The sequence below is a fragment of the Pseudomonas entomophila genome (genome assembly GCF_029478665.1).
Taxonomy (GTDB): Bacteria; Pseudomonadota; Gammaproteobacteria; order Pseudomonadales; family Pseudomonadaceae; genus Aquipseudomonas; species Aquipseudomonas entomophila_F.
The window spans coordinates 78107-89070 of record NZ_JARPQB010000040.1; the positions used below are offsets into that span (position 1 = coordinate 78107).

Here is a 10964-nt window from a genome sequence, read left to right on the forward strand (position 1 = left end):
AACACAGCCCGAAAAGCTGTGCGATCTCTTACAGAGACTGAACAGCCTTCATGGCCTCCACCACCCTGTAGAAGCGGGCTTACCCCGCGATCACCGGCATAGCCGGTGCCATGCAGCACACGTATTCGGTAATACCCCTACCATATTTTTAACGCCCAGAAATGAAAGGCCGTCATCAACAAGCTGAAGATCACAAGAACGACATATTCGAACAGTGAAAACTCCTCTAGGGCAAAAGGAACGAAGCCTTGCCCGCCGATCAACTCATAATAGGACCCGCCCACGAATGCCGCATATAGCAAAGCACCCCAAAACTGCCAACCGGCAACAAGATCCCTAAATACGAATCTGCTTAGCGCCAATGTGAGAGCAATATCCCCCAGCGTGAGCAATATCAGCCCCCACACGCTCACTTCAAAATCTCATTAATTAAATCTTTTATTGTTATCGAGGACGTTGCCACTTCAAGGGTTAACCCAGCTTTACTCATTTGTCTGAAAGCTCGTTCTTTGTCGCTATCCATGTACCGAAACAGTCGCCATGCATCTCGCCTTGGGACCATCCGCCTAAGCGCTCTCCCAGAAAGGTACAAATCTGCAGAATAATAGGCGATATTTCCCTCGCGTTCCTCATACCCCAAACGCTTGGCGGCATCTTGATAGCGTTTTCTGACAGGGCCTACAACATCCGTTCGCCCTTCATATAACCCTTTGGCATTCTCATAAAAATTATTTACCCCGTGTGCGAAAATCGGTCCTCCACGCGCTACACAACCAACACCATAAGACCCAAGGCAACTCCCCACACCTGTCACGACTTGCGAGGCACCTCCCGCCATACCACCTAGCTGATTCAAAATCCGGGATGACTGAGCGTACAGACTTTCTTTTTCACGCTTGATCAGTCCAAGTCCTTCATCCGGACTGATTCTTCGCTCATAAACATCTTCCACCACCCGCCTTGCGTAATAAGCCAGTTCTCGATTGAACTGCATCCGCAACCGCCGGTCCTGCAAATGCCGAGCGCTGACACCACAGCCATAACTAATCAATCGAGAGGCCGTTGCATTGACCTCCCAGAACGCTTCATCCAGCCGCAGGTCAAATTCATCCTTCTGCTTCATGACTGCTCCCCCCACGAGGCGTGCCCACTGGTACCGGCCGCGTGATGAATCCAGCTGATGGTGCGATAGCGGATGTACAGCCGCTCTTCGGTTTCCTGATCAGTCATGAGCACCGCATGGGGTACGTCGATGTCCTGAGCCACGATCAACGCGTCCTCGAGCCTGACGGAGAAGTACTTTTCCCGGTGCCCTGCCGGGTGCGTGCGATAGAAGTGGATATCGCAGTCGACCACCTCCCGACCATCCACCGCCTGGCCAAGCAGGGGCGAGGCCTTGTCGACGAGTTTGGTGACCATTACCGGATGGTGGGTAGTGCGTATGGCATTGATGGGGTTGGAGAGGCTGTGATTGAACGAGAGCACCATGATCTCGTCGCCGTGCCCCGCCTGGCACTTGTTACCGATGGACGCCTGGGAACCGCAGCCTGCCGAAATCAGGCCTTGAAGCTTGCCGGTGATGCGCATGTAGCCGTAATAAGCCATGGGGTCGACTCCTTGTTGACCAAGCATGCAGGCTACGGGCTCGACACCGCCGTGTATGCCAGCTACGTCTGAAATTGCCGACCCGTTTCTACACAGGATGTTTATCCCAGGTTGCATCCACCACGGCGCACGTTGATCTCCCGCCCCCAGCCCATCATCATGCGCGGCCAACCTTCTACAAGGACCGTTCCGTGCACGCTGCCGCCACGCCCCATCCTGCACTCGCCTCCCAACCCGACTACCACCTTTTCAAACGTATCGGCCTGCTGCTGCTGGCCATCGCGCTTTACGTGCTAGGGAACATGCTGGCGGGGGTCCAGGCCGCGCTACAAAGTGCAACCTTCACCCTCGACAACCAGACCCTAATGCTGGGCATCGGCTATGCCGGCATCGCCCTGCTCCTGCTGTTCTGCCTGCAAAACCGCAAGCAAGGCATCGTGCGCACCTTCGCAGGCCATAGCTTCAGACGCCCGTTGCTCAATGGCGTCCTGGCCATCGTTGCCGCCTACGCCCTGTGCATCGCCAGCATGAAGGCCTTCGACATACCGGAAGAGCCATTCATGGTGACGTTCTTCGACGGCCTGGATAACCGCCAGATCATCCTGCTCAGCCTGAGCGTGGCGCTGTTCCCGCCGCTGACCGAAGAGCTGCTGTTCCGCCACTTCCTCATGCGCCTGCTGCCCTGGGAGCGCGGCCAGCTCCTCAAGTACACCGCCATCCTGGGGAGCGCACTGCTGTTCGCCGCCATCCACAGCCAGTACCAGAACCTGATCACCCTGGTGCTGATGTTCGCCGTTGGCGTCATTCTGGCTGTCGCCCGCATCGCCAGTGGCGGCCTGCTGGTGCCGATGCTGGTCCATGCCAGCGCCGCAGTGACCGCCCTTGCCTGCCATGCCCTGTTCCAGGCGACCCGCTGAGCACGCATGAAAAAGCCGCTTCCGAACCTAGCGGAAGCGGCTTGCGTGTAACCTGTTTTTACTGCGGGTTTGGCGCCATCACTCGCGGTCACCCTTGCCAGCCTGGTTGCCCGGCAACTGCCCATCGATCATCGCCTTGGCCATGCCGCTGAGGTAGTACGTGGCGCGCATCAGCGTCTGCGCCTCTTTGGGTTTGCTCAATGCCTGGTACGTCAGCCCGGTAATGCAGCCCAGGATGATGGATGTTTCCTGCAGCACATCCTCCGTCGGCAACCCCGGGATCGCCTGCACCCAGTCGCGTACCGAACGCCGCTTGGTGCGCTCGACCAGGCTGATGATTTTCGGATCCCCAGTGCCTTTCGCTTGCTCGTCCTTGTCCATGACCTCACCCCCCAAGAAAAAGAAAGAGCCCGCCGCGTTTCACCCTCCAGGGCCCCCGGACCAGACCGCGCGATCCTTGCGCGGCGTTCTGCCCAGAAGCCCGGCCGCCCCCGGACGGTGAAACACGGCGGGCAGGGCGAGACTAAAGCGCGTATCCCCTCGCGACAACGGCCGAACAGGGAAAAACGCTCCTTTAGGAAAAGGACTACACGAACATCGGAAGAATGGCTGTAGGACCTACAGATTTGGCGAGCGTTATTGCCGGCAGAAGCCCTAGGCAACAAGGTCTTTTTGTCAGTGGGGGCAGCTGCGCGGCGTTCGCCGGCAAAGCCGGCTCCTACAGAATGGTATGCCTCCAACAAACCGAAGGCACCCGCAGCAGCGAGCTGGGGTTTATCGCGATTGCCGGTGGGTCGCCGTTCAACATGGCCGTCGGCTTGCGACGGCTGGGCGTGAAGTCGGCGTTGTTTGGCGGGTTGTCCAGCGCGCACCTCGCTACCCGCACGACACCGTGGCCGCAGGTGACACCTTCCAAGCGGCCGCGCTCGCCTACCTGCTCACGGGTAGGCCCCGATTTGCCCTTTGAACGCGAACGTCCATCGAACCCCTGAAAACACAGCCCCCTCGGTTGGCGCGGTCCCTGTAGGGGCGGGTTCACCCGCGATGCAGCCGACGCGGTACCTAGCCCCGACTACGCCGTCGATTCGCAACTGGAGCCTTCTACCCCTCCAAGTTCTATTGACGCGCCCCTGACGCGGCCTGTTGCTGCTTCTCGGCATGGCCACTGATATCCCTTGGGCTGGCGCACATCTGCAGGTTCGGGTCCATGTCACAATTAAACTGTCGTTCGTGGTTGTATTGATAAAAGCTTAGCGCGCCGCCGCAACCTGCAAGTACCAACGTCAAAGCAATCACACATTTCATGTCAGTTTCCAATTTAGCCAAAACAACTGAACGCCTCCTGATGCATGAACGCTCATGACGCTCTACACCCTCGGGCATTGACTGGTTTTAGAGCCTACCTGAGAAAGCCTATACAAACCAAGCGTGAAACAAAATCATGGCAATACTTATAGTCACCACGACATTCAGTTCCCTCTCGAGCCCATCACCGTAGTCAAACAAGTAGTTGATCAAACCCGAACCGCCAAACAGCTTCAGATAAATAGCCATCATCACAATACTAAAAATAGTCATGAGCGTTGCCAGTACCCTCCAGCGGAGCACGAGCTTGGCAAAGCAAAGGGTGAACACCTCGCGAGGTGAAAGCCCAAATCTGCTACAGAGCCCGTCGCCCCCGCCGCCATAGCAAAATTCATTGACAGGGCCGAATCACTTGTGGCGGACAGAAATAGACCATGCATGAAAAAACATCATGATCAGCGTACCAGCATTCAGCACTATGAGATCCCGATAAAAATCATCTCCATAATCAATCACCACGAAAAACGTCTTGTCATCCTTTAAAAGCAGCACATAAAACACTCCCATTACAAATCCATACAAAAGGGCTAGCACCTCCCGAAACACACCACTCGTTTCAGAAAACAAATATCGCCGAAGCAATAACGTCACCGGCACATCCACCAGAATCACCAGCAAAAACTCAAATATACTCACCTCTTGATCTCTTCATTAAACTGGTATGTAGTCGCACCACTTGTAAGCCCCTCCAGAAAAACTGCAGATCTACTCATCTGCTTCACCGCCATCTCTTTATCAACGGAATAGTACTTGTAGAGCCTCCATGCATCCGCTTTTAAAACAGGACGAAGCAACGCCCCCAGCGACAGCGCCGCATCGGTGGCCAAGTAGGCTAACGTACCTTCACGCTCGGTATACCCCAAACTTTTCGAGATTTCACGGTAGCCTTTTTTCACCGGCCCTTCGACATCATCGCGACCTTCATACAACCCCCTAGCATTCTCATATATATTGTTTCCTCCATGTGCAATCATTGGCGACCCCAAAGTTGCACATAGCAACCCAAGCGACCCATAACAAATACCGGCACCGGTAATCACCTGGCCTGTTCCACCAACGACACCCACCGCCTGCAAACCGATACGCCTAGACTGAGCTTTCAGCCTGTCCCTCTCATTCCTCAGCTCAATAAGCGCATCCCCAGCACTGGATTTACGATCGTACACATCATCCATCACCCGCCGCGCGTAATAAGCCAGTTCCCGATTGAACTGCATCCGCAACCGCCGATCGCTCAGGTGTTTGGCACTCACCCCACAGCCATAACTGATCAACCGAGACGCCGCCGCATTCACCTCCCAATAAGCCTCATCCAGCCGCTCACCAAATTCGTCACGCTGGCTCATAGCTGCTCCCCCAGGTGGCGTACCCGGTGGTACCGGCAGCGTGATGAATCCAGCTGATGGCCCGATAGCTGATAAGCAACCGCTCCTCCGCGTCCTGGTCGGTTAAGAGCACTGTGTGGGGCACGTCCAACTCCTGGCTGACGACCACCGCGCCCTCCAGCCTTACGGAGAAGTACTTTTCCCGATGGCCCGCCGAATGAATGCGGTACAACTGGATATCGCAGTCGACCACTTCTCGGCTGTCCACGGCCTGGGCCAGCAAGGGTGTAGCCTTGTCGATGTGCTTGGTGATCACCACGGGCTGATGCACTGCACGTTGGTTGGTATCAGGGGTGGCAATCGTGTGATTGAAGGACAGCACCGTTATTTCGTCCTGGTGCACAAGCTGGCATTTGTTGCCAATGGATGGCTGGGTATTGCACCCCGCCGAAATCAACCCCTGTCGATTGCCTTTGATACTCATGTAGCCGTTGAACGCCATGGTCTGCTCTCCCTGTAGACAAGGGATGCAGCCTACGAAAACGACAACCCGTTGTATGCCAGACGCTTCCCAAATATTCGCTGATCGCGGAACGCTCTGTTTATTTCGGCCGCTGCTGGCACGTTCCGCGAAGAGCTGTCGGCAGCCCCAGAATCATCGTGGCAGCGGGCTTGCCCCGCGAGGCAGGTAGAAAGACAGCCAGCGAACGCGTGTTCAGTCACGAGACTCCCTGAACCTACGCTTCGCGGCACAACTGTAAGGCCCAAAAGCTCCTTGACTCGAAGCCCGCAGTACACCCGACGACTGCAGCAGTTGCTGTTCGATCGGGGTGAACGCCAGGCGCCAGCCCCGTAACCTTCCAAACGCCCGCATTGAAGCGATGCCTGGTGCTATCCTCTTTCACCGTTTTTTGTATTTCGAATCAAGTACTGCAATAGGTAGACATGGAGCCAAGTTGCTGCCAAGGCCGAACCCGACCTAAGCCAAAAGAGCCAGCGAACCAGAGTTCGTGCCACTGACATGAGCATCACCAAGTGACTTGAGCCACGGCGCCCGTGCCACAACCGCACTACAGAGACCCAAGATGCCCCTCCTCCCCCTCTTCTCCCATTCGCTGCCTGATCATTGCAAGGCTGTGCTCTATGCGCTGGTAACCTCGGTTCCTGGCAAAGGTAAGACCTCGCTGCTCAAACTGCTGCGGGCCATGGAGATCCGTGACGATGGTGGCAGGCTGCTTGACGCCACGACTCTGCCCGCCTTGCTGGAGTGGCTGCAAAGCCAGGGTTGGATCGAAGTCGAGCAGCGCAACGAAGGGCTGTATTTTTGCGTAGCGGCACAGTGTCGTAACAGCGTGCTCCTCAGCCTGCTGGGCACAGCCGAGGGGAACCTGTGCTTACATCAGATCAACGCCAGTTTGCCTGCACTTGGGCAATGGCAAATGCCTGGCAGACCCCGAGTACTGCAAGAACTTTGGCTACGCCTGCTGAGCGGTGACAGCCAGCGACTGCCCGAGTCGCTGTACCTGTCGTACAAGGTGCTCCCTGTGAGCGAGTGGCATGCCCAGCACCCTATGCGCCTTCTGCAGTGCGATCCGGCCGGGCGGGAAGTGATCGGCCAACTGGACGAGACGGTACGTGGGCTGCTGATCGAGGATCACCTGCGCCTGAACAACGACCTGCTGGGGCCGGTAGCCGAGAGCTATGCATTGGCCAAGCAGGAGATAGCACTCAGGCCGTGCCCCGCATTGCGCCTGCAACTGATTCAACAGGCGCTTTGGCGTGGCGACTGGGCGGCACTGCAGCACGATGGTGAGCAAGAGCTGCCTCTGACGACACAGTGCCTGCAGTCGATGCTGCGCGGCCAGCCCGACGAGATCCTGCGATTGCTGCGGGCCTGGCTCACCGATCAGCGCAAACAGACCAAAAAGCGCAAAATCGACCTGCCACCGTTGCTCAATGCACTGTACTGCCTGGCGCTGATCGCTGAGAACGACAGCCAGCACTACGCTGCGCTCAAGCAGGCACTGGTTCTGGGCACAAAGGAAAACTACGGCAGCGCTTATCCGGCGCTCTATCAGGTGTTCGAGCGCTTGCAAGGCAACACGCCGGACTTGTCCTACCTGCGGCCAACCACCCTCAATGGCCTGGATGGGCTGATGCTCTCCCTGGCACTGTACTGGCTGGATGCCCCACTCACCCATGGGCCCGATTGGCGCGCGAAGCTGGAAGGTTACCGAGGCGAACTCGATCAACAGGGTTACAACTGGCTGGCGGCAGAGTTCGACGCCCTGATCGCGATACAGTTCGGCGTGCCCCGGCAGCTTCACGATCTGCATCTCGATGCAGGTTTCAAACCATTGACTGCGCTGCTTCAGCGCCAGGAAGCCTGGCAGCATGCACTTAGCGCGCTGAGTCAGCTAAAACCGGCCAATGCACCGGTCGCCGCGGTTGGCAAGAAGAGCACCCGCCTGGCGTGGTTGTTGAATCTTCATCGCTACGGCAACCAGCTTGAGCCGCGCGAGCAGAAACTGGGTGCCAAGGGACAATGGAGCAAGGGCCGCCCCGTGGCACTCAAACGCCTGATGGACGAGGGCGACAGCCTGGACTTTCTCAGCGAGCAAGACCGCCAGGTGATCAGCGCGATCCAGGTCAGCCAGTCCTACTATTCCCACGCCGAGTACGAATTGCCGCTTGGCATGGCCCTGCCCAGGTTGGTCGGCCATCCGGCGTTGTTCAGGCACGATGCCCCTGACACACGCATAGATCTCCAGGCAGGCGAAGCCAGCCTGCACCTTCAGGCTGAGGACGGGCAGATCCATCTGCGTCTCGAGCCGCAGGGCATTGTCACCGCCGACACCTTCTACGTTCATCAGCAGACACCTACCCGCTTGCAGATCTACCCGGTCAACAGCGATCTGCGCCAGATTGCCAAGATCATCGGCGACGGCCTGCGCGTACCGCAATCGGGCAAGGCGCAACTGATCGAAGCCGTCAGCGCCATCGCACCGCTGCTGCCCATCCATTCGGACCTGCCCGAGCTCTCGGTGCACCTTGAACAGGAACCTGCCGATACGCGCCTGTACGCGCATTTGCTGCCACTTGCCGAGGGTTTGCGCTTGCAACTACTGGTGCGCCCATTGGCCGAGAGCAGTTGGTTTCGCCCGGGCCAGGGCGCACAGAACGTGCTTGGCGAGCGCGACGGCAAACCCTTGCAGGTCTGCCGCGACCTGGCGGGTGAACGCCAGGCACTGCAACAGGTGCTGCATGCCTGCCCCGGCCTGGCCAACGCCAATAGCGATGGCCAGGAATGGCAACTGGACCAGCCTCAGGATGCCTTGCAGGTACTCGGCGAACTGCATGCATTGGACGGCACGTTGCTGCACTGCGTCTGGCCAGAGGGCGAACGCCTGCGCATAAAGGGCCGCTTGAACCTGGACGCGCTCAAGCTGGGCCTGCGCAAACAGGGTGACTGGTTCATCCTGCAAGGTGAAATCGCACTCGATGACGGCAAAGTGCTGCAACTGCGCCAGCTTCTGGAACTGCTCAAGGCCAGCCCCGGACGCTTCCTCAAGCTCGACGAGCGTGACTGGCTTGCGCTTGACAAGCGCTTGCGCAAACACCTGGAGGAACTGGCGTATCTGGCTGATCGGGTCACGGACCAGGGCCTTCGTCTCAGCCCGCTGACGACCCCGTTGCTGGCTGGGCTGGCCGCCGAGGTAAGCGAGTTCAAGGCCGATAGAAACTGGCAGGCGCACCTCGAAAAACTGCAGTCGATGCGCGACCACCAGCCTCCGCTCCCTCGCACCCTGCAGGCCGACCTGCGCGCCTATCAGCATGAGGGTTTCATCTGGTTGGCACGCCTGGCTCAATGGGGTGTCGGTGCCTGCCTGGCCGACGACATGGGCCTGGGCAAGACGGTACAGCTGCTGGCCGTTCTGCTGCAGCGGGCCGCCGGTGGCCCGCAACTGGTCGTGGCACCGACGTCGGTAACCCTCAACTGGCAGGCTGAGAGCCGGCGTTTCGCGCCACAACTGAAACTGCATCTGTATCAGCAAGCGCGCAGTCTGGCAGATCTCGGCCCCGGCGACCTGGTGATCACCAGCTATGGGTTGCTGCAGCAGGACAGCGCAGCCTTCGCCGCCCGCCACTGGCACAGCGTTGTGCTGGACGAGGCCCAGGCTATCAAGAATGCCCAGACCAAACGCTCTCAAGCGGTAATGGCCTTGCAGTCCGATTTTCGCGTGGTCGCCACTGGCACCCCGCTGGAAAACCACTTGGGCGAGCTGTGGAACCTGTTCCGATTCATCAACCCAGGGCTGCTCGGCAGCCAGGAACACTTCAACAGCCGCTTCGCTACCCCCATCGAGCAGGGCGATGCAGCAGCCCGACGGGCTCTGAAAGCGCTTATCCAGCCCTTTATCCTGCGCCGCCTGAAAAGCCAGGTGCTCGACGAATTACCCGCACGTACGGAGATTACCTACAAAGTACCGCTGTCCGATGAAGAGGCTCACCTCTATGAGGCCCTTCGCCAGCAAGCGGTGAGCAATGTCTCTGATCTGGAGCCCGGAGCAGGCAGATCATTCCAAATCCTGACGGAGATCACCCGTCTGCGACGGTTCTGCTGCCACCCGGCCCTGGTAACTCCGGGCTCGACCCTGCCTGGCAGCAAGTTCCAGGCTGTCACCGCCATCGTCGAAGAGCTTTTGGACAATGGCCACAAGGCCTTGATCTTCAGCCAGTACGTCGACCACCTGAGTATCGTCCGTACCTGGCTCGATGAAAAAGGCATCGCCTACCAGTACCTCGACGGCAGCGTGCCCGCCAAGGAACGGGAAAGCCGAGTCAATGCCTTCCAGGCTGGCGCGGGTGAAGTCTTCCTCATCAGCCTGAAAGCTGGCGGCAGCGGCCTCAACCTCACCGCCGCCGACTATGTGATCCACCTCGATCCCTGGTGGAACCCGGCGGTGGAGGATCAGGCCAGTGACCGTGCCTATCGCATCGGCCAGCAGCGTCCGGTGACTATCTACCGGCTGGTAGCCGAGAACACCATCGAGGAGCAGATCGTCGCCCTGCATGCGCGCAAAAGAGGCCTGGCCGACAGCCTGCTGGAGGGCGGTGAAGTGAGTGCCAAGCTGGATGCTGATGCTCTGTTGGCGCTTCTTGCGGGTTCGCTGCAGTGAGCGGTTGGGCGTAGGGCAAGCATGGGCTGTGCGCAGGATTGTTGGGAAGGCAAGCTGGCAAGGCTGCGACTAAGCCGCTCCAGATCGCCACCGAAAATGGCATCAATCACGCAGCCCTTGAGCCACATCACGACAACATCCTTATCCAGACAACTTTGAGTCACAAAGGCTACAAAACCTGCAGAAAACCTCAGTTTGGTAGCCTATGGGCGACAAAATTACAGAGCCGCTCGAGATACAGTGCCTGCGCTTGCTCAGTGTCTAGTAGTTACTTCGGCGGGCCGCGACCTGCCAGATGACCTGGCGCACTGCATGCTCTTCGCGTTTCGCGTCTTGGACGCCCGGCCAGCGTTGCCACTCCTCGCCATAGCCCCGCTATGGCTCGTCGCGGCGCCTCGGCCGAGCACCCAAGCCAATCGCCAAAGGAGAACATACTTCCGAGACAGGACACTAGGTTCTGTATGAAAACCTTTGAAACCTCGCCGAAACCTCTGGAAGCCTGATTTTCCGTAGAGTTCTCGCTTTTTAGGCGAAGGATTCTGCCATGCCCAAGCGATACGAACTTTCCGACG

Annotated in this window: 9 protein-coding genes and 1 pseudogene; 3 read left to right on the top strand and 7 right to left on the bottom strand. The window is 58.3% G+C overall.

Annotation, left to right across the window (positions count from 1 at the left end; all coding sequences use genetic code 11):
• Nucleotides 1-137 precede the first annotated feature (137 nt).
• Genes P5705_RS19320 through P5705_RS19330 form a run of 3 tightly spaced genes read right to left on the bottom strand, consistent with a single transcriptional unit; the run spans nt 138 to nt 1605 of the window.
• Nucleotides 138-413, bottom strand: a complete 276-nt coding sequence (locus P5705_RS19320; protein ID WP_277462570.1) for a hypothetical protein — start codon at nt 411-413, stop codon at nt 138-140.
• Nucleotides 410-1123: a DUF4225 domain-containing protein gene (locus tag P5705_RS19325; RefSeq protein ID WP_277462571.1), complete on the bottom strand. Its 714-nt coding sequence runs from the start codon at nt 1121-1123 to the stop codon at nt 410-412. The genes P5705_RS19320 and P5705_RS19325 overlap by 4 nt, the downstream gene beginning before the upstream one ends.
• Nucleotides 1120-1605, bottom strand: a complete 486-nt coding sequence (locus P5705_RS19330; RefSeq protein ID WP_240063192.1) for an Hcp family type VI secretion system effector — start codon at nt 1603-1605, stop codon at nt 1120-1122. The genes P5705_RS19325 and P5705_RS19330 overlap by 4 nt, the downstream gene beginning before the upstream one ends.
• 191 nt (nt 1606-1796) lie before the next feature.
• On the opposite strand from P5705_RS19330, the gene P5705_RS19335 reads away from it, so the two are divergent.
• Nucleotides 1797-2522: a CPBP family intramembrane glutamic endopeptidase gene (locus tag P5705_RS19335; RefSeq protein ID WP_277462572.1), complete on the top strand. Its 726-nt coding sequence runs from the start codon at nt 1797-1799 to the stop codon at nt 2520-2522.
• A 78-nt stretch (nt 2523-2600) separates the two neighbouring features.
• On the opposite strand, the gene P5705_RS19340 is transcribed toward P5705_RS19335, so the two are convergent.
• Nucleotides 2601-2903, bottom strand: a complete 303-nt coding sequence (locus tag P5705_RS19340) for a DUF3077 domain-containing protein (RefSeq protein ID WP_277462573.1) — start codon at nt 2901-2903, stop codon at nt 2601-2603.
• Nucleotides 2904-3247: 344 nt separating this feature from the next.
• Between P5705_RS19340 and P5705_RS19345 the strand changes: the two are divergent.
• Nucleotides 3248-3406 (top strand): annotated as a pseudogene (locus tag P5705_RS19345) (carbohydrate kinase family protein); the annotation flags it as partial.
• A gap of 829 nt (nt 3407-4235) precedes the next feature.
• Here the strand turns inward: P5705_RS19345 and P5705_RS19350 are convergent.
• The 3 genes from P5705_RS19350 to P5705_RS19360 are packed head-to-tail and all read right to left on the bottom strand — an operon-like array spanning nt 4236 to nt 5714.
• Nucleotides 4236-4523: a hypothetical protein gene (locus tag P5705_RS19350; RefSeq protein WP_277462574.1), complete on the bottom strand. Its 288-nt coding sequence runs from the start codon at nt 4521-4523 to the stop codon at nt 4236-4238.
• Nucleotides 4520-5233, bottom strand: a complete 714-nt coding sequence (locus P5705_RS19355) for a DUF4225 domain-containing protein (RefSeq protein ID WP_277462575.1) — start codon at nt 5231-5233, stop codon at nt 4520-4522. Before P5705_RS19355 ends, P5705_RS19350 begins: the two co-directional genes overlap by 4 nt.
• Nucleotides 5220-5714, bottom strand: coding sequence for an Hcp family type VI secretion system effector (locus tag P5705_RS19360; RefSeq protein ID WP_277462576.1), 495 nt, complete (start codon nt 5712-5714; stop codon nt 5220-5222). Before P5705_RS19360 ends, P5705_RS19355 begins: the two co-directional genes overlap by 14 nt.
• A gap of 583 nt (nt 5715-6297) precedes the next feature.
• Between P5705_RS19360 and P5705_RS19365 the strand changes: the two genes are divergently transcribed.
• Nucleotides 6298-10392, top strand: coding sequence for a DEAD/DEAH box helicase (locus P5705_RS19365; protein ID WP_277462577.1), 4095 nt, complete (start codon nt 6298-6300; stop codon nt 10390-10392).
• Nucleotides 10393-10964 lie beyond the last annotated feature (572 nt).

What these genes read in the sequence shown, in the direction of transcription:
- P5705_RS19325 (WP_277462571.1), bottom strand. Translation starts at nt 1,123, where the DNA reads ATGAAGCAGAAGGATGAATTTGACCTGCGGCTGGATGAAGCGTTCTGG.
- P5705_RS19330 (WP_240063192.1), bottom strand. Translation starts at nt 1,605, where the DNA reads ATGGCTTATTACGGCTACATGCGCATCACCGGCAAGCTTCAAGGCCTG.
- P5705_RS19340 (WP_277462573.1), bottom strand. Translation starts at nt 2,903, where the DNA reads ATGGACAAGGACGAGCAAGCGAAAGGCACTGGGGATCCGAAAATCATC.
- P5705_RS19355 (WP_277462575.1), bottom strand. Translation starts at nt 5,233, where the DNA reads ATGAGCCAGCGTGACGAATTTGGTGAGCGGCTGGATGAGGCTTATTGG.
- P5705_RS19360 (WP_277462576.1), bottom strand. Translation starts at nt 5,714, where the DNA reads ATGGCGTTCAACGGCTACATGAGTATCAAAGGCAATCGACAGGGGTTG.
- P5705_RS19365 (WP_277462577.1), top strand. Translation starts at nt 6,298, where the DNA reads ATGCCCCTCCTCCCCCTCTTCTCCCATTCGCTGCCTGATCATTGCAAG.